The 18,220-nt window shown below is 34.5% G+C and carries 17 protein-coding genes and 1 pseudogene; 10 read left to right on the forward strand and 8 right to left on the reverse strand.

From position 1 onward, the window contains the following. The 3 genes and pseudogenes from ACE1OF_RS17010 to ACE1OF_RS17020 all read left to right on the forward strand — a co-directional run. Nucleotides 1-389: pseudogene (locus ACE1OF_RS17010) on the forward strand (PrkA family serine protein kinase); the annotation flags it as partial. 79 nt (nt 390-468) lie between these two features. Then, nucleotides 469-1,758 (forward strand): YeaH/YhbH family protein, encoded by a 1,290-nt coding sequence (locus ACE1OF_RS17015; RefSeq protein WP_448895901.1) that lies wholly within the window; start codon nt 469-471, stop codon nt 1,756-1,758. Between the two features lie 62 nt (nt 1,759-1,820). Then, the gene (locus ACE1OF_RS17020; RefSeq protein ID WP_448895902.1) at nt 1,821-3,356 is read left to right on the forward strand and encodes a SpoVR family protein; all 1,536 of its coding nucleotides are present in this window, start codon (nt 1,821-1,823) and stop codon (nt 3,354-3,356) included. 95 nt (nt 3,357-3,451) lie between these two features. Here ACE1OF_RS17020 and fadR read toward each other — a convergent pair whose 3' ends face one another. Next, nucleotides 3,452-4,165: a fatty acid metabolism transcriptional regulator FadR gene (gene fadR, locus ACE1OF_RS17025; RefSeq protein ID WP_448895904.1), complete on the reverse strand. Its 714-nt coding sequence runs from the start codon at nt 4,163-4,165 to the stop codon at nt 3,452-3,454. 232 nt (nt 4,166-4,397) lie between these two features. Further along, on the reverse strand, nt 4,398-4,781 hold the full coding sequence (locus ACE1OF_RS17030; RefSeq protein WP_448895906.1) for a DUF3192 domain-containing protein: 384 nt from the start codon (nt 4,779-4,781) through the stop codon (nt 4,398-4,400). 193 nt (nt 4,782-4,974) lie between these two features. Here ACE1OF_RS17030 and ACE1OF_RS17035 point away from each other — a divergent pair, with 193 nt between their 5' ends. After that, entirely contained in the window at nt 4,975-5,301 is a 327-nt protein-coding gene (locus tag ACE1OF_RS17035; RefSeq protein ID WP_448895907.1) for a hypothetical protein, read from the forward strand. A gap of 2 nt (nt 5,302-5,303) precedes the next feature. Here the strand turns inward: ACE1OF_RS17035 and syd are convergent, their stop codons facing one another. After that, nucleotides 5,304-5,882, reverse strand: coding sequence for a SecY-interacting protein (syd, locus tag ACE1OF_RS17040; RefSeq protein ID WP_448895908.1), 579 nt, complete (start codon nt 5,880-5,882; stop codon nt 5,304-5,306). 59 nt (nt 5,883-5,941) lie between these two features. Between syd and queF the strand changes: the two genes are divergently transcribed. Beyond that, nucleotides 5,942-6,802, forward strand: coding sequence for an NADPH-dependent 7-cyano-7-deazaguanine reductase QueF (gene queF, locus ACE1OF_RS17045; RefSeq protein WP_448895910.1), 861 nt, complete (start codon nt 5,942-5,944; stop codon nt 6,800-6,802). Nucleotides 6,803-6,879: 77 nt separating this feature from the next. Here the strand turns inward: queF and ACE1OF_RS17050 are convergent, their stop codons facing one another. Further along, entirely contained in the window at nt 6,880-8,724 is a 1,845-nt protein-coding gene (locus ACE1OF_RS17050) for a M61 family metallopeptidase (protein WP_448895912.1), read from the reverse strand. A gap of 230 nt (nt 8,725-8,954) precedes the next feature. Between ACE1OF_RS17050 and ACE1OF_RS17055 the strand changes: the two genes are divergently transcribed. The 5 genes from ACE1OF_RS17055 to ACE1OF_RS17075 all read left to right on the forward strand — a co-directional run bounded on the left by ACE1OF_RS17055 (nt 8,955) and on the right by ACE1OF_RS17075 (nt 14,685). Then, nucleotides 8,955-10,547, forward strand: coding sequence for a diguanylate cyclase domain-containing protein (locus tag ACE1OF_RS17055; protein ID WP_448895914.1), 1,593 nt, complete (start codon nt 8,955-8,957; stop codon nt 10,545-10,547). An 87-nt stretch (nt 10,548-10,634) separates the two neighbouring features. Further along, entirely contained in the window at nt 10,635-11,981 is a 1,347-nt protein-coding gene (ppnN, locus tag ACE1OF_RS17060) for a nucleotide 5'-monophosphate nucleosidase PpnN (RefSeq protein ID WP_448895916.1), read from the forward strand. A gap of 2 nt (nt 11,982-11,983) precedes the next feature. Next, a complete protein-coding gene (gene xni, locus ACE1OF_RS17065; protein ID WP_448895918.1) occupies nt 11,984-12,823 on the forward strand; it encodes a flap endonuclease Xni in 840 nt (279 codons plus the stop codon). Nucleotides 12,824-12,919: 96 nt separating this feature from the next. Next, nucleotides 12,920-13,315: a DUF3192 domain-containing protein gene (locus ACE1OF_RS17070; protein ID WP_448895920.1), complete on the forward strand. Its 396-nt coding sequence runs from the start codon at nt 12,920-12,922 to the stop codon at nt 13,313-13,315. A 362-nt stretch (nt 13,316-13,677) separates the two neighbouring features. Beyond that, nucleotides 13,678-14,685 carry an isocitrate dehydrogenase gene (locus ACE1OF_RS17075; RefSeq protein WP_448895922.1) on the forward strand — a complete coding sequence of 336 codons (1,008 nt, stop codon included), beginning with the start codon at nt 13,678-13,680 and terminating at the stop codon, nt 14,683-14,685. Between the two features lie 103 nt (nt 14,686-14,788). Here the strand turns inward: ACE1OF_RS17075 and rlmM are convergent, their stop codons facing one another. The 4 genes from rlmM to ACE1OF_RS17095 form a co-directional block, all read right to left on the reverse strand. Beyond that, the gene (gene rlmM / locus ACE1OF_RS17080) at nt 14,789-15,868 is read right to left on the reverse strand and encodes a 23S rRNA (cytidine(2498)-2'-O)-methyltransferase RlmM (RefSeq protein ID WP_448895924.1); all 1,080 of its coding nucleotides are present in this window, start codon (nt 15,866-15,868) and stop codon (nt 14,789-14,791) included. Next, complete coding sequence (locus ACE1OF_RS17085) at nt 15,865-16,296, reverse strand: DUF423 domain-containing protein (protein ID WP_448895926.1); 432 nt, start codon at nt 16,294-16,296, stop codon at nt 15,865-15,867. Before ACE1OF_RS17085 ends, rlmM begins: the two co-directional genes overlap by 4 nt. Next, entirely contained in the window at nt 16,277-16,945 is a 669-nt protein-coding gene (locus ACE1OF_RS17090) for an alpha/beta family hydrolase (RefSeq protein ID WP_448895927.1), read from the reverse strand. Before ACE1OF_RS17090 ends, ACE1OF_RS17085 begins: the two co-directional genes overlap by 20 nt. A gap of 81 nt (nt 16,946-17,026) precedes the next feature. Next, nucleotides 17,027-17,959 carry a transcriptional regulator GcvA gene (locus ACE1OF_RS17095; RefSeq protein WP_448895929.1) on the reverse strand — a complete coding sequence of 311 codons (933 nt, stop codon included), beginning with the start codon at nt 17,957-17,959 and terminating at the stop codon, nt 17,027-17,029. Nucleotides 17,960-18,220 lie beyond the last annotated feature (261 nt).

Here is an 18,220-nt window from a genome sequence, read left to right on the forward strand (position 1 = left end):
ATCAAGAATATCGTGACGCAGAAACAGGCCAACTTTTTGATAGACAAGCACTTAATGACGAACTAGAAAAAATAGAAAAACCTGCAGGTATCAGTAATCCTAAAGATTTCCGTAATGAAATTGTTAACTTTGTACTTAGAGCGAAAGCTAATAACAATGGAAAAAACCCTTTATGGACCAGTTATGAAAAGCTACGCACAGTTATCGAAAAGAAAATGTTTTCAAATACAGAAGATTTATTACCCGTCATATCTTTTAACTCAAAAACATCAAAAGATGATCAGAAAAAACACGATGATTTTGTTGAGCGTATGATGAGTAAAGGGTACACACAAAAGCAAGTTAGATTATTGTCTGAATGGTATTTACGCGTAAGAAAATCTTCTTAAATTTTTGAAGCATAGATGACAAAATACAACAGTAAACAGGGTTTAAATTGCATTTATAGTTACGCAGTAAGGAGTCACTATGGCTAATTTTATTGATAGACGACTAAACAGTAAAAATAAAAGTACTGTAAATCGTCAACGTTTTTTAAGGCGTTATAAAAACCAAATAAAAAAATCTGTCTCTGATGCAATTAGTCAACGTGGAGTTACTGATATTACTTCAGGTGAAAACATTGTTATTCCGAAAAAAGACTTGTCTGAGCCTATATTTCATCAAGGTAGCGGTGGTATTCGTGACAAGGTTCACCCTGGCAATGATCAATTTGTTAGCGGTGACAGAATTAATAAACCTCCAAGCCAACAAGGCCAGGGTGCTGGAGAAGGTGATGCAAGTGACAATGGTGAGGGTGAGGATAGTTTTACTTTTTCTATTTCTAAAGAAGAATACCTTAATTTACTTTTTGAAGATTTGGAATTACCTAACCTTGAGAAAAATCAACTCGATAAATTAATTGAATACAAAACGGTTCGCTCAGGTTTTTGTGCAGAAGGCATCCCTTCTAACATTGATATTGTAAAATCATTACAAGGCTCTATTGCTAGGCGTATTGCCATGACCGCATCTAAAAGAAAGCAACTTAAGCATTACACGCAAACTTTAGAAGCACTCAATTGTAATAACGTTGTTCATGATTCTATTCAACAAAAAGAGAGTGACAATCTAAGAAAAAAAATAGCTAATTTAGAAAAAAAAATAGCCAAAGTCCCTTTTATTGACACCTTCGATCTTAGGTTTAGAAACTATGCCAAACAAGCAGTCCCCACATCAAAAGCTGTCATGTTTTGTTTAATGGATGTTTCAGGTTCAATGGATCAAACAACCAAAGACATGGCCAAACGTTTTTATATTCTTCTTTTTCTATTTTTAAGTAGAACCTATAAAGATATTGATGTGGTTTATATACGTCATCACACCCAAGCAAAAGAAGTAGATGAACACGAGTTTTTCTATTCTCAAGAGACTGGTGGAACGATAGCTTCAAGTGCACTAACGTTGATGAGTGAAATAATCAATGAACGATACAATGATAACCAATGGAATATTTATGGCGCGCAAGCATCAGACGGAGACAACTGGGCTGACGATTCACCGCATTGTAAATCAATACTGGCCAAACACATTTTACCCAAAGCACGTTACTTTAGTTATATCGAAATAACCCAGCGCGCCCATCAAACACTATGGCAACAATACCAACAATTAAAAAGTTCACATTCAAACTTTGCTACGGCACACATACAAGAAGTTTCGGATATTTATCCTGTATTTAGAGACCTATTTAAAAAGAATACTCAAAATGCAGCATAAATATATTGATAAATAAAAGGGCAAAACATAAACGTACCAAGGCAAAAAGAATAGGTAAAATTATGGTAACAACACATAAAAAAACAAACCAGCAAACACAAGAAGTAACCCCTTTAGATGATTCTCCAGACTGGACTTTTGAACTATTAGCTCAATATCAAACCGAAATAGCACGTGTGGCCGAATACTATCAATTAGACACTTATGTTAATCAAATAGAAGTCATAACGGCTGAGCAAATGATGGATGCATACGCAGGTGTTGGTATGCCAATAGGTTATAATCATTGGACTTTTGGCAAAAAATTTATTCAAACAGAACAAAACTATAAACGTGGTCAGATGGGGTTAGCTTACGAAATAGTCATTAACTCTAGCCCCTGTATTTCTTATCTTATGGAAGAAAATACAATGCCAATGCAAGCCTTAGTCATGGCTCATGCTTGTTATGGACATAATTCGTTCTTTAAAGGCAACTATTTATTTCAATCTTGGACTGATGCAAGTTCAATTATTGATTATTTGCTTTTTGCTAAAAACTATATCGCAAAATGTGAAAATACATATGGAATCGATGAAGTTGAAGCTACACTCGATGCTTGCCATGCATTAATGAATCATGGCGTAGATCGCTATAAAAGACCACAGAAAATATCACTCGATGAAGAGTTAAAGCGCCAAACTGAACGTGAAGAATATTTACAATCACAAGTAAACACCTTGTGGCGCACTGTGCCAGATAAAAATAAAAAGGAAAAAAAATATAAATTTCCGTCTGAACCTCAAGAAAATATTCTTTACTTTATAGAAAAAAATGCACCACTTTTAAAACCTTGGCAACGAGAAATAGTGCGTATCGTTAGAAAAATTTCTCAATATTTTTATCCTCAAAAACAAACACAAGTGATGAATGAAGGTTGGGCTTGCTTTTGGCATTATACTATTTTGAATCACCTGTATGATGAAGGCTTAGTAACAGATAAGTTTATGTTAGAATTTTTACATAGTCATACCAATGTAGTCGCACAACAAGACTATAACAGCCCCTATTATTCTGGTATTAACCCATATGCATTGGGCTTCAATATGTTTATTGATATTAGACGTATATGTGAACACCCAACAGAAGAAGATAAAGCCTATTTTCCTGAAATTGCAGGGAGTAATTGGTTAGACACTTTACACTTTGCTATGAAAAACTTTAAGGATGAAAGTTTTATCAGTCAATATTTGTCACCTAAATTGATTCGTGATTTTAAGTTATTTCATATTCATGATGACGAAAAAAATAATTATGTTGAAATTGGAGCAATACACAATGAACAAGGTTATAAAAAAATAAGAGAAAAACTTGCTGAGCAATATAATCTAAGTAATTTAGAAGTGAATATACAAATTGTTAACGCCAATATTGAAGGGGATAGATCCCTAACCTTACGCTACATACCGCATAATAATATTCAATTAGGCGACTCTAAAACAGAAGTACTTAAACATTTACATTATTTATGGCAATTTAACGTTGAGATTGTTCAAGAAAATAATGAAGGTATAGACGAGATTATTGAGCGATGTGGTGATAAAGACACCACCACATAATTTAAAGTAATTTAGCATACAAAAAGGCGATGATTGCCGCCTTTATAAGTAAATCCGACGAACTTCATAGCGATGAACTATATAATAATAGTCGACTACTCTTCGGTGAGTTCTTTTAACACGTCTTCTTTTAATTCACCCCAAAGTTTACCTGATTCAATACCGTATTTACGTACTGCAAAAATCGAATCATCGAAACGATTTTCTTTTGCTAAATCAATAAGCTTCTGATAGTAAGTTCGCGAAATTTCGCGACCCGTTGGGTGAGCAAAGTATAAACTACCAATGCGAGAGTATAAGCCTCTGAAGCCATTTAAAATAAGTAAATAAATCGAATTTCCTGATGCCACTACTAATTCTTTATTTAAATTATAGTCAAATTCTGCAAAGGCATCACCATTGTCTTCAACCTCAGTATATGCGCTCAGCAATTCAATCGCTTTTTCTGGGTTGTTTTTAATTGCACCACGAATATAAATTGCACTAATATTTGTTCGTGCAGATAATAAATTATCAACCAAATCAGGTACACCTTCTTGATCAAGGTGTGCCAATGTTTCTAAAATGTTTAAACCTGATGTTTCCCAAAAATTATTTACTTTTGTAGGCTTACCATGCTTTATAGTTAGCCAACCATCACGTGCCAAACGTTGCAACACTTCTCTTAATGTTGTTCTAGTTACACCAATTAACTCTGATAACTCACGCTCTGCTGGTAAAATTGAACCAGGAGGAAAACCGCCATTCCAAATAGATTCTACAATGTACTGTTCGGCAAATCCGGCTGGACTTTGGGCTTTTATAACCATATGAGTTTAACTACCTAAAAACAAATTTATAAAACTGATTGTACCAGAACATTTTTTTGGTACAAGCGTAATGCCGAAGATGTAAATAACTTAAATCAAATGAATATAATTATTTGTGAGAATAAAAATTACGACAAAAAACAATAAAAAATGAATTAATACATAAGATTACTGTATTAATTCATTTTAAGAAGTGTTAAACAACAGGTCTGTTTTTTATAAAAATTAACGGTTAATTGGAAGAAAGTTTTTTATAATTACCGCCATTACCTGTTTGAGCTAATTCACCATCAACAAACTCTAGGTAAGTGCATTCATCTTTCGTTGTTAGCCCATCTTTATGCTTACGTTGGCTTCTGTAGTATAATACGCGAATTATTTGATCATTATATTTATAAGTTTCTGAAAAATCGGCCACTCCCAGTTTTTCTTGCATATCAACAAAACTTGCGCCAAGCTGTACTTGTGCTATTTTCTTACGATTTTCATAACTTCTATCACCGCTGTCTCGCATAAATGAGTGGTCGACTTCACCGTCTTTTACCGCAATAACACAGCCAGTTAATGTAGACGCTAAAGGTAATGCAACAAGAAGGGCCAAAAGTGATTTTTTCATGTTTACTCCAAATAAATAATAGTTAAAATTATAAATAATTTTTTCATTAGATGAAAAGCAAAAAACAAACCAAAATAAAATTTTTTATAACTAACTGATTTCATTATACAAACATAAATATTTTTATTTAACACCTGACATAAATAGTATCATTGGCTAAAATGTAGTTAATATAACGAATAGATTAATCAAAATGACAATAAATGATGAAATTACAATCTTAGCAAACCAAATTGCAAACAAAGGCAAAAAACCAACGGTTGCATCAATCAAAACAAAGCTAAAAACAAAAGTCCCTTTACCTGTCATTATTTCCGTATTAAAAACTTGGCAGCATGAACCTGGCTTTACCACTTTACCAACAGAAAAACCTATTGTTTTAGATAAAGAAAACAACTCATCATCAATTAATGAAGAATCGTTTGAGCGTATCTTACATGATGAATTAGCGGGCATAAAAGAAGAAATACACGAATTAAAAATACAGGTTCAAGCGTTAATAAATCAGCAAAAAAAGTAAAATTAATTCACTTTAGGCATAAGCATACTTATAAATTGAATTAATGACGATGCTAATTTTTTATGCGGTTCACAACCAACACGTTCAACCCACACTGAGCCAGAGTCATTATCAATTGAAATAATCATATCTTCTTCATCAGTTACTGCAAAAAAAACAGTTTCAGCTTGCTTTAACCTTTGTTTCATTAAAATGTGACCAATTAAATTTTCTTGCAGGCGTTGAAAGTCATCTTCATTCCAAGCAAACAATAAAGACAGGTCGCCTTCTTCACAACTTGCATCAAGTGTTTCACTAAACTGAGTAGTAAAGTAACTTTTAATATCGTCATGGAGCACAATTTCTAACGCTGATTCAACATTATCAAAATTTAACATTTGTTCTTTTTTGATAGTCGTTGGCCTCCAAAAAACATTACCTGAATCAGTTTTCTGTGGAAGTTCACAGGGCGAAGGCCAAGCTTCGTCATGTTCAATTACGGGCAGATGCTTGTGTTTCAGTTGATATTGTTCGATATATTGTGCGGAAAATTGTTGCAAAACATCCACTAAATTTGTCTTAGTTTGATTTGTTGATGTCATCTAATTCATAGATCCTTTAAAATAACTTATTAAAATTTTATTCAGCAAAAGAAAAAACGATGGCAATTGACCAAAACTCTAAAGAACTTACTGATTTGACACTTGGCAAAACTACTGAATATTGTAGTGAATATAACCCAAATTTATTACAAGCGGTACCACGAAGCTTAAATAGGAATGATTTATCTCTAACGGGGAACGCTTTACCTTTTATTGGTGAAGATGTTTGGTATGGTTATGAATTATCCTGGTTAAATAACCATGGTAAACCTGTTGTTGCCCTGGCTGAGTTTCGCTTTGCTTGTTCAAGCCCAAACTTAGTTGAGTCTAAATCTTTCAAACTGTATTTAAATAGCTTTAATCAAAGTAAATTTGATAGCTTTACCGCAGTTGAGGAAATACTCGTTAAGGACTTATCTGCTGTTGCAGGCATTAAAGCGCAAGTTACGTTATTTACTGTTGAGCAATGCCCTGCTCTATCAATCAAACCAACTGCAGAACAAACTACATGCATTGATGATGAAGATATTATTGTTGATAATTACCAGTATAGCGCTGAAATACTTAGCAATGCACAAAATAACTTAGCGACAACCATAGTAAATGAAAATTTAGTCAGTCATTTATTAAAGTCTAACTGTTTAATTACCAATCAACCCGACTGGGCAAGTGTGTATATTAGCTATAAAGGGCAAGCAATAGCCCATAATGTACTTTTACAGTATTTAATATCTTTTCGTCAACATAATGAATTTCATGAACAGTGTGTTGAACGAATATTCTGTGATCTGCAGCAATATTGCCAATTAGAAGAACTTACTGTTTTTGCCCGTTATACTCGCCGAGGCGGATTAGATATAAATCCGTTTAGGAGCACACACATACGTTGTGCTCCAAACGCCAGAACATTAAGACAATAAGCCCATGTTCAGCTTATAAACCCAAACCACCTCAAGGTGCTCATTTCAGGTGATTTGGGTATAAACAAATAATACGGTTATTCTGTTATAATTTCCGTATCATCAACAGGGAATTCAAGCCCGGTCCAATGTTTAAAAAAGGCCTTTTGTTCATCACTAGCCTCTAAAACAGGGACAACTTTTAATTTCCCTTTAGGTATTTTACCTAATTGTATTGTACTTGTGGCTAGCTCATCTCTACGGAAAAAAGTAACTCGGATTTCATCATCTGGCTTAAAGTTTTTTAACCTTGTACTTAAATCTTTATCAATGACACGTAAATCATTAATGGCGATAACAATATCATCTAACATAAGGCCCGCTTGCCAAGCTGGACTATTTTTTTCAATATGAGTTATTGCCAAACCATTACTAACCACTTTTGTTTTAATACCTATCCAAGCCTCTTGGTTTAAGTTATCTTTCTTGCCATAAGACATAGTCAAACCTGCTTTAGCTAACAAAACATTAAAATCAACATTAGCATAGCCATGAATATTTTCTTGCCACCACGTTTGATAGTCATCATCAGTTACCGTTTTTAATATGGTTAACAAGTCATTTTCATCAAATCCCTTCGGAATTTTATAGTCTTTATAAAGTATATTATGAACATCACGATAACTTTTTTCTAATGCTGTTTTTTCCATAATAGAGAAATCTAATAACCAAGAGACTAAAAAGCCTTCTGAATATATATTAACGCTGTGGTTGTTGTCATAATCCCCCCCCTCTTCTAACCATTTGTCAAAGCTTGCTTGTGCAATAGTTTGACTTTGTCTTCCTTGTTTATGAAGGTACCCCGTTATACGGGTTGCTAGGTTATCAAGAAACTCAGTGCTAGACATTAACTCGCCACGCAATAACAGTTGGTTTTGTAAATAACTCGTAGACCCCTCACTCAACCAAAGTAATGTTGAATAATTTTCATGCTGATAATCATAAGGAACTAACCCTTTAGGGCGATACTGTTTTACATTCCACGTATGCACAAATTCATGAGCTGCTGTTGAAAGAAAACGTAAGTAATCTTTTCGCTGTGAAAATTTAAAGCGAGATGTTTGAATAATTGTTGAATTTAAATGCTCTGTTGCACCACGTGCTCCACTCGTTGCATGCACCATAAAAACATAGCGTTTAAAAGGATAGTCATGCCAAATATGCTTACTTTGTTGTACTAATACTTTTAAATCAGCTACCATTTTAGCACTATCGTAATTACCCTTGCCCCAAATAACTAATTCATAATCACGGCCTTCAACACTAAATTGATGATGCTCATTGATACCTGTTTCAATGGGTGAATCAACTAACACATCGTAGTTTTGTGCAATAAATTGATGTTTTTTACGTGCTGAAAAAAATGAATTTTTACCCGTTTCAAGTCCAGACACACTACGCCATTTTTTAGGCACATGTAAATCAATAATATGCTTATCGTTTCTAAAGTCATCGTGGTACATCACCACTGTTGAAGCATCTAAAAAGGCATGACTATCATCAATATGACGTGTTCTTTGCCCAAGTTGATTAGCATATACTTGGTAACTGAGAGTAATTTTTTTATCTAATGTATTTTTCACTTGCCAGGTATCTTTATCTACCTTCAGCCATTCAAGCGTATTACCTTTACTATCAACAGCGGAGAACTCACGAATACCATTAGCAAGATTGATAATTTCATATCTACCTGTACGCCAAGTAGGTAAGTGAAAGTTAGCGTGGGCAGTATTAACTTTGTCAAATTCAATACTGACGTTGGCATAATGGTGTTGAGGATTGACAATAGAGATATCTACCATCACATTAGCTTTGATGTTTACCGCAGAAAACGTAAAAATTAACACTGAAAAGATTCGAAATAAAAGGGATATTTTTGCCATTGTCAACTAAACTTCCTTTAGGGTAATTAATAAGATTGTTATAGTTTAGCGAGTAAAACAACTTTAAGTAAGGAAAAAGCTTGTTCTAGTCAATATTTTCTCACATAAATATATTAATTATCACAATTGTATTGATTATACTCCTGATATTACTGTAAATTATCAGCCATGAGAATAAGTGTTATACAGCTTAATATAGATAGATGATAAGATAAGGATCACCTTGGAATATGAGTACTAAAACTGTTGCTGACAATCAGTCACAAGCATTACAAAGCAAACTTAATGCAGCAATAGCTTCTCGGGCATCGCTTGAAGAGGACTTCAAAAGCCAATCGAGTATGTTAATAGAATTTATTAATAAGCTATCTCAAGTTTCAAAAGGTATAGATATTAAGTTAGATAATCGCTTAGCTCAACTTCGCGGTTTATTAACAACATCAGCACCTGCAGCAGATATTGAATTAAAAATAAACGAAATATCAAAACTACTGCAAAAACATAGTATAGAAAATGCACAAAACCTGACACAGTTGCATCAACAATTTAATAATGCAGGCCACAATTTACAAAAAGTAAAGGGCTTATCTAATGATTTACGTCGGAAGTTACGCAAATTACTATCACAAAGCCAATCAACTAAAGAAAGTTTAACTCAATACACGCCATTGTTAAGCCAATTGCTAGAGTTTTATAATGTTGTGTTACAAGCAAAAGCTGAAACTTCAAATGATGATTCTTTCACAACAATTCCAAACATCGAAGCACCAAAAAACAACTCATCAGCTGTCAATAATGCGTTAATAAAACAAATATCAAATTGTTTAAACAAATTGCATTTATCAACTCAATATACCCAAGAATTACTCGCGATTCATAAAAAACTATTAAAAGACACATCAAGTGATGAGGTATTACAACATTTTATTGAAATATTTGATGTTATTGTTGCTGACTTACAAAGAGAGCGAAATAGCGCAACAAATTTTTTAAACTCATTAAATGAAACGTTAACAACGGTACAATGTGCTGTTACCAATACACTGTCTTCTTGTGAAAAAGCACAAAATACAAACAATAAAATCAATGTAAAACTACAAAAACAATTGTCAGATATGACGGATTCTGTAGAACAAGCCATATCAGCAGAACAAGTAAAAGCAGACATAAGCGATAAATTAGGCAGCATAAAAGCAACACTTGAAAAGAAAGCGCTATTTGAGCAACAAAACCAGCAGTTCCTATCTAATCAATTAAATGACATGGCTGAAAAAGTTAGAAAGCTTGAAGAACAAAGTCAAAAATTTGAAAAAAAACTTGCTGAACAACAACGTAAAAGTATGATTGATGCGTTAACAAAATTAAGTAATCGAGCCGCTTTTGATGAATACTTTACTCAATCTATGGTTCGTTTTCATCATCAACCATTTGACCTAGCGCTTGCAGTTATTGATGTAGATGACTTTAAAAAAATTAATGATAATTATGGTCATACGGCAGGTGATAAAACACTACAAGTAATAGCCAGCTCAATACAAAAGAAAGTTAGTAAAGATGCATTTGTTGCCCGATATGGCGGCGAAGAATTTGTACTTGTTTATACCCGAAAAAAAGAAGCAGAATTAATAAAAGAGCTTAACTCAATAAATAAAGATATTGCGCGATTACCTTTTAAATTCAAAAATAATAAAGTTAGTATCACCTTATCTATTGGCGTCACACATATCACTAAAGAAGATAATATTCATACTGCTTTTGAACGTGCTGATGAAGCAATGTATAAAGCGAAAGCACAAGGAAAGAACCAAGTAATATACTTTTAATAATGCGTCATTAGTAAAAAGTAAGTGTTAGTGAAAAATATTACCCCATACTTGGTAACATTATCGTTTTAACAGAAGAGATTCAATATGCATACTCAGCTCAACCCTGTAGGAAATATGAATATTCTGTCGCAAGCAGAAGTAGATCAATTACAACAATCATCAACAAGCGAGCTTTACAACCTCTATCGAAATTGTTCGCTTGCTGTGCTCAATGCAGGAAGCCATACCGACGATGCAGAAGTAATATATCAACAACATAAAGAATTTTCCATTGAAGTACTCAGACGAGAACGCGGTGTAAAAATAGATCTTAAAAACGCTCCCAAGCATGCTTTTGTAGATGGTAAGATCATTCGAGGTATTCGTGAACATTTATCTGCCGTTTTACGTGATATTCTATTTATTAATAACAGTGATCAAAAACGGCTCTGTGTGCCTGGTTCATTAACCGATGCCACTTTTGGAATATTAAGAAATGCTAATGCCATTTTGCCCGAAACAAAACCACGTTTAATTACCTGTTGGGGTGGCCATTCAATAAAAGAAAATGAATATAAATACACTAAAGCAGTGGGCTACCAATTAGGACTACGCGACTTTAATATATGTACAGGTTGTGGTCCTGGTGCAATGAAAGGCCCAATGAAAGGCGCCACTATTGGTCATGCTAAACAACGTAATAAAGAAGGTAGATATTTAGGTTTAACAGAGCCAAGTATCATCGCTGCTGAGCCACCTAATGCCATAGTAAATGAACTGATCATTATGCCTGATATTGAAAAACGTTTAGAAGCTTTTGTTAGAATGTCACATGGCATAATCATTTTTCCTGGCGGAGCTGGAACTGCAGAAGAACTATTGTATATTTTAGGTATTTTATTAAATACAGAAAACCAAAACCAAGTCTTCCCCATTATTTTAACAGGGCCTCAAAGTGCTAGTGCATATTTTACTGAAATAGATGCATTTATTGGTGCAACATTAGGTAGCAAAGCACAAAGCCTTTATAAAATAATTATTGATGATGCAGAGCAAGTTGCTCAAGTCATGTCTCATACATTAGAAGATGTGCTTGCCTACCGTAAAGAAACAGGCGATGCCTTTCATTTTAACTGGTCTTTAGCCATTGAACATGACTTTCAGCACCCCTTTGAACCAAATCATAAAAATATGTCTGAATTAGACATTAGCCATAATGTTTCCACGGCAGAATTAGCTGCAAATTTACGCAGGGTATTTTCTGGTATTGTTGCAGGCAATGTAAAGTCGAGTGGTATAAAAGCCATAAGAGAGCATGGACCCTTTCAAATATCTGGTGACAAAAAAATCATGGTATTAATGGATAAATTGCTTGCTTCTTTTGTTAGCCAACAACGAATGAAGCTACCAGGAAGCAAATATATACCGTGCTATCAAGTAATTGAGACATAAAGATGTCAGTTCATTTAGTATTAATTGATGCGTTAAATTTAATTCGACGCATCTATGCAGTACAAGAGCGCCCCTTTATTCAAAGTAAGGAACAACTTAATGGTGAGCTCGCAGAAAAAACACAACAACAAGTTTTATTTAATACGCAACAAGCTTGCGCTAAAGCTTTAGAGAATATACTAAAACAAGTACAACCTAGTCATGCACTTGCTGTATTTGATAGTCAAAATCCTTGCTGGCGCAACAAGCTTTACCCCGATTACAAAAAAGGTCGTAAAAAAATGCCTGCCCATTTGGCTAATGAACTGTCAAATATACAAGATGCATTTTTTCAATTCAGTGTTGACTCATTACTGTCTGAAGAAGACGAAGCAGACGATCTTATTGCAACCTTAGCGACTAAAATGGCATTACATGGGCAAAATGTCACCATTATCTCTACAGACAAAGGCTTCTTATCACTCTTAAGTCCTCATATTTATGTTTATGACTATTTTAATCGTCGTTATTTAGATGAAAATTACGTTAAAGATAAATTTGATATAAAACCAGCTCAATTAGTCGATTTATGGACATTAACAGGCGACAATACTAATAAAATCCCTGGTGTGTCAGGTATAGGACAAATAACCGCAGCAAGTTTACTAAATGAATTCGGTTCGCTCGGCGCCATTTTAAAAAGCGACAATATTAAACCCTCAATACATGAGAAATTAATCGCTAGCAGAGAACAAATAACACTCAGTAGGAAACTACTGACACTAAAACAAAATATTCCACTGGGTTTTAATCTTAAAGATATCAGGTTAGAACAAACAACAGCTCAACAAATTTTAGAATAATGAATCAAACCAGACATAAAACTACAATAAGTTCTTTAAAACTAACCTACAACTGGTTATCATTTCATTAACAATATAAAACCTTAGAGAGCAAAAATGAATAAAAAGGTTATCACCCGTATATTTCTTGCTTTGGCAGCTTACGGTATTTTTGTTTTACTTGTAATGTCGTTTTATGATGACAGCCCTGACAAAATGCATTGGGAAGACAGAGAAGCTTATAACAAGCAATTTATCGCAAAGCTACAACTTGAACAATTCACTTTTGAACAAGCAATTAAAGAGCTGGGTAGCCCAGATATTACCGAAGCTAAGAAGGTTGATAATAATAAATTTCAGGTAATGTTTTACCGTACCCAACATGTTAAATCTGATGGAATAACAACCCAAGATGAATGCACTTTTTTATTATTTATAAACGATGTGCTAAAAGAAATAGGCTTGGGTGATAACTACCCTAAAAATTGGCGAATAATTGAAAACTATCAATAATACCAAACCATGATAATCACGTTCACAACTTAGCTATCATCATGAGTAATCCATATCAATATTCAAGAAACCTGCTGATAGCTTAAAGAGCTTTAGCTATAGACTAAAGTAACCTTGATACCCCCTAAGGAACCATCTAAAATCGTTAAGCAGACGGAATAATCAACTATTCATCATAAAAATGTTATAAATAAATATGTTGAATACGTTTGATAAACACTTACATGATATAAAGCGTGCCGTAAGACACTAAGTAAATGTTAAACTGCTATTAACCGTTATAAAAACGGTAAAGTTAAATTATTTTATTAAAACTATTTAAATTAAAAGTAAACTCTTTCTTCTCTCACAAGGCATAGAATATGACCAAGCAAACTATCACAGTAATTCCTGGCGACGGAATTGGCCCAAGCATTATTGATGCAACCCTTAAAGTATTAGATAAAGCTGGTTGCGACTTCAATTATGAATTTGCTGATGCAGGGTTAACTGCGTTAGAAAATCATGGTGAATTAGTACCACAAGAAACTATTGATCTTATCGAAAAAAACAAAATTACATTAAAAGGTCCTTTAACAACACCTGTTGGTGAAGGCTTTACATCGATTAATGTGACATTACGTAAACAGTTTAATTTATATGCAAATTTGCGTCCTGTGCTATCTTTTAAAGGGACTAAAGCACGTTATGAAAATATTGATATTTTAACTGTTCGAGAAAATACTCAAGGTATGTATTCAGGTGCAGGACAAAATACATCAGAAGATGGCACCCAAGCAGAAGCAATGAGTATTATTACTCGTGAAGGCGCAGAAAAGATTTTAACCTTTGCCTATGAAACTGCTCGCAAAGAAGGTCGTAAAAAAGTTACAGCTGTTCATAAAGCAAATATTTTAAAATCTACATCAGGTCTATTTTTAAAAGTTGCTCGTGAAGTAGCACAACGTTACCCTGACATTGAGTCAACAGAAATGATTGTTGATAATTGCTGTATGCAATTAGTAATGAATCCTGAACAGTTTGACGTTATTGTTACTACTAACCTTTTTGGTGATATTTTGTCTGATCTTTGTGCTGGTTTAGTAGGTGGCTTAGGTATGGCGCCAGGCGCAAACATTGGTGAAGATTGTGCTATTTTTGAAGCAGTTCATGGCAGCGCACCTGATATTGCAGGTAAAAACATAGCCAATCCTACTTCTGTTATTTTAGCGGCATTACAAATGCTAGAATATTTAGAAATGAGTGATAAAGCAGATAAAATCAGAAATGCACTGATTGACGTTATAGCCAGTGGCGATCGCGCAACACGTGATTTAGGTGGTACACACGGAACAACCGATTTTACAGAAGCACTTTTAGAGCGTTTATAAAACCGTAATTAAATGATAAAAGTAAGGGGTGCGAATAATTCAATATGCGCAACCCTTTATTATTATACACTCATTAACTTCTACAAAAACTTCGGCAAAGCCACTAAATTAATCTTGCATGCACCGTGACTTCTTCGCGATCATAATACAAATGTTTGGCATATAGTTCATACTTTACTTTATGTTCGCTAAATGCATCCTTGATACTTTGTAGATCTTCATTAACTTGCTGATAACGGCCTTTCATTGGTAATTTCAAATTAAATATAGCTTCTTTGCAATCGCCATTTAACAACCATTCACTCATTAATTTAGCAACACGTTGTGGTTTTTCAATCATGTCGCATACTAGCCAATAAACATTTTTCTTCATGGGCACATATTTAAAACCGTCCATCATTTTATGTTTAACCTGCCCTGTTTCCATCAAAGATTCAGCCATAGGGCCATTATCAATAGCGGTTACCATCATTCCTCTGCGTACGAGTTGATAGGTCCAGCCACCAGGCGCGGAGCCTAAATCCACGGCATTCATGCCAGAGGTTAAACGATCATCCCATTCATCACGCGGAATAAAATATAAAAAGGCTTCGTCAAGCTTTAAGGTTGAGCGACTCGGCGCTTGACTTGGAAATTTAAGTCGTGGAATTCCCATTACATGGGGAGAGCTATTATGTGCAAATGAAAAGCCTAAAATAACCTCTTGCCCAGATAAAAACAGCGCGTGCAATACGGCACCACCTTGGCTTGCATTAAAAACCTCTTTTTTACTGGTGAGAATATTAGCTTTACGTAGTCCTTGGCGTAAAGGTACCGCTAATTTACGACAGAATTTACTTAATTCCTTACCATCATTAGTATCTGGCGTTTCCATGCGTAAATCATCATATTGCCAGTCGCTACCAAGTGACTCAACAATGGCTTCAACCCGGTTGTAATCAGGTAAATCAATTTTTTCATTTAAGGTAACAAACCACTGACGTGTAAAAATCAGTCGTTTTAATGGTAGTTTTTTTATTAACGCTTCACCATGGGCGGGATCATGTAAATGAAAAAACACCAAGCCTTGATTTTTTTTCAATTCCAGATAACCGTACATTTCATTCCAAGAAGCTTTTTCTTGAATTTCGGCACCACACTCTTTTTCAAAGCCTGGACGACAATACAAAACAATAGCAGTCATAAATTTCTTTTACCTTCAATTGACAAAAGCAGCCAAGCAACTGCTAATGATATTCCACCAATGGGAGTTAGCTTACCGATAATGGTAATGCTGAAAAATGTTTTAATATAAATACTTACGCTAAAACACAAAATACCAATTGCAAAAGCGATACAAACAGCGAACAATAATTTACAAGAACTATTGGTTGATAAGCGCGTTGTAGCCCATACCAGCACAATGAGCAACGCTAATGTATGTAATAACTGATATTGCAACGCTGTTTTTAAAGTTAATTGCACGTTAACAGGTAAAGACAACCCAGCATGCGCAAGCCAAGCGCCGAATAGTACAGAAAAGCAACCGCTAACGCCAACAAATACCATTAAATATTTTATGATGCCGTTACGCTGTTGTGTTTGTGTTTTATTAGATATTGGTTGCTGCATTTGTATTATGTTCCTGAATAAATAACTTTATCGCGTTAACTGCACTTTCCATATGTTGGGCATGGGTGAATCCTGATTTTACTCTAGGTTTTAAACTGTGGTCACCATCTTTTAAGAAAAAGCATCGACAAAGATGTGAAATATTATAGCCTACAATTTCAAGTTGAGAGCCTAATGAATCACGTTCTCCTTGTACAATAAGAACAGGTTTACAGGTATCTTGTAATGGTTCTAAACGCAATTTATCAGGTTTATTCGTGGGATGAAAAGGATAGCCCAAACAAAATACTCCTTGTATCAAGGGGTAAATATCTGTATCACTAGCAAGTGTTGCAGCAACACGCGATCCCATTGATTTTCCGCCAATAAACATTGGTAGATGTTTTATATCTTCCATTAACATCAATTCATTAACAACTTGCTTATAACACGCAAGCAATTTAGGCATTCTATCAGGTGGATAACGTTTTCCTAGCGTCAAACGCTTATCCATATATGGGAAATTAAACCGTAAAACATTGATATTAATTTTATTTAATAAATACGTTATTTGTGTCATAAAGCCATGATGCATATCTGCACCAGCACCATGAGCAAAAATAATCTGGGCGATAGGATTTTCTACCTTATTTTCTATTTTGGTGATCATAAGTGCCTGCTATTTTGCGAAAATGGGTGCTACATAATAAAGTTATACTAGTATAAAAATTCAAAAAACTATTACAATTAATTATGTTATTTGACCATCCTTTACTTGCTCTTGCTCTGAGGCAACCATATCAAGTAACCAATCTCTAAACGCTTCAATTTTTCCAATATCTTTCTGCACCTCTCGACAAACCACAAAATAAGCGTTTTTACTGACAAGTACATCGTTAAATGGACAAATCAAGCGACCAGAATCAATATCAGGTTTTGCTAGCACACTATAGGCTAATGCTACCCCCTGCCCGTATAAAGCCGCTTGAACTACCATAGCCGAGTGGCTAAATATGGGGCCATGATTAACATTCCCACCTTTAACTCCAACTTGTTTAAACCAGCGTTTCCAGTCTTTTCGTGATGTATCATGAAGCAAAGTATGGTGTTGTAAATCATCTAAAGAACGTAATGGTGGTTTACCATTAGCCGCTCCTTCTTGCATAAGTAATGGGGAACAAACGGGAATTAAATACTCTGTATGTAGCTTATCAGCATGAATATTAGGCCATCGGCCTCGCCCGTAATATATAGCTACATCCACATCTTCTGTTAATGAGTTCTCCGCTTGATCTACCGCCTTTATTCTAACATCTATATCAGGATGCAACGCATTAAAAGCGCTTAACCTAGGTACCAACCACTGAATCGCAAAGCTTGCTTGTGAACTTACCGTAATAGCGCCTTTCGCACCACGCGCTAATAATTTTTCTGTTGCTTCATAAAGAGAATTAAAAATACCTTTTATATCGAGGTAATACGACTGCCCTTCTTCAGTAAGTAATAAAGAACGATTTTTTCGCATAAACAATTTTATGCCTAAATGGTCTTCCAATGCTTTAATTTGATGGCTGACCGCTGCTTGAGTTACAAATAATTCTTCAGCAGCGCGGGTAAAGCTCAACTGTCTAGCTGATGCTTCAAATGCTCGCAATGCGTTTAATGGTGGTAATCTACTGGCCAAGTTACATTTATTCCTTTTTTATAAAAATCAAACTAACTGCATATAAAATCAAAAACATAGCATAACAATTTACCATTAGTTTTTCTAATGAATAACATTATTATTTGTCGTTTTTAATTTCAAATATTTTTACGTATTATAGCCACCGTAGATGAAGGACATCATCTCAAGGTTCTAGAAAACATAATATAAGCTGTGTCCCCCAACCCACAGCTTATATTTTTCAAAAAAGAACAAGCGCGAGAAAAGGTCCTAATAAAT

It is taken from the genome of Colwellia sp. E150_009 (genome assembly GCF_053543955.1).

Bases quoted from the DNA above. Each gene is read 5' to 3' on its own strand.
- ACE1OF_RS17015 (WP_448895901.1), top strand. From the start codon at position 469: ATGGCTAATTTTATTGATAGACGACTAAACAGTAAAAATAAAAGTACT.
- ACE1OF_RS17020 (WP_448895902.1), top strand. From the start codon at position 1,821: ATGGTAACAACACATAAAAAAACAAACCAGCAAACACAAGAAGTAACC.
- fadR (WP_448895904.1), bottom strand. From the start codon at position 4,165: ATGGTTATAAAAGCCCAAAGTCCAGCCGGATTTGCCGAACAGTACATT.
- ACE1OF_RS17030 (WP_448895906.1), bottom strand. From the start codon at position 4,781: ATGAAAAAATCACTTTTGGCCCTTCTTGTTGCATTACCTTTAGCGTCT.
- ACE1OF_RS17035 (WP_448895907.1), top strand. From the start codon at position 4,975: ATGACAATAAATGATGAAATTACAATCTTAGCAAACCAAATTGCAAAC.
- syd (WP_448895908.1), bottom strand. From the start codon at position 5,882: ATGACATCAACAAATCAAACTAAGACAAATTTAGTGGATGTTTTGCAA.
- queF (WP_448895910.1), top strand. From the start codon at position 5,942: ATGGCAATTGACCAAAACTCTAAAGAACTTACTGATTTGACACTTGGC.
- ACE1OF_RS17050 (WP_448895912.1), bottom strand. From the start codon at position 8,724: ATGGCAAAAATATCCCTTTTATTTCGAATCTTTTCAGTGTTAATTTTT.
- ACE1OF_RS17055 (WP_448895914.1), top strand. From the start codon at position 8,955: ATGAGTACTAAAACTGTTGCTGACAATCAGTCACAAGCATTACAAAGC.
- ppnN (WP_448895916.1), top strand. From the start codon at position 10,635: ATGCATACTCAGCTCAACCCTGTAGGAAATATGAATATTCTGTCGCAA.
- xni (WP_448895918.1), top strand. From the start codon at position 11,984: ATGTCAGTTCATTTAGTATTAATTGATGCGTTAAATTTAATTCGACGC.
- ACE1OF_RS17070 (WP_448895920.1), top strand. From the start codon at position 12,920: ATGAATAAAAAGGTTATCACCCGTATATTTCTTGCTTTGGCAGCTTAC.
- ACE1OF_RS17075 (WP_448895922.1), top strand. From the start codon at position 13,678: ATGACCAAGCAAACTATCACAGTAATTCCTGGCGACGGAATTGGCCCA.
- rlmM (WP_448895924.1), bottom strand. From the start codon at position 15,868: ATGACTGCTATTGTTTTGTATTGTCGTCCAGGCTTTGAAAAAGAGTGT.
- ACE1OF_RS17085 (WP_448895926.1), bottom strand. From the start codon at position 16,296: ATGCAGCAACCAATATCTAATAAAACACAAACACAACAGCGTAACGGC.
- ACE1OF_RS17090 (WP_448895927.1), bottom strand. From the start codon at position 16,945: ATGATCACCAAAATAGAAAATAAGGTAGAAAATCCTATCGCCCAGATT.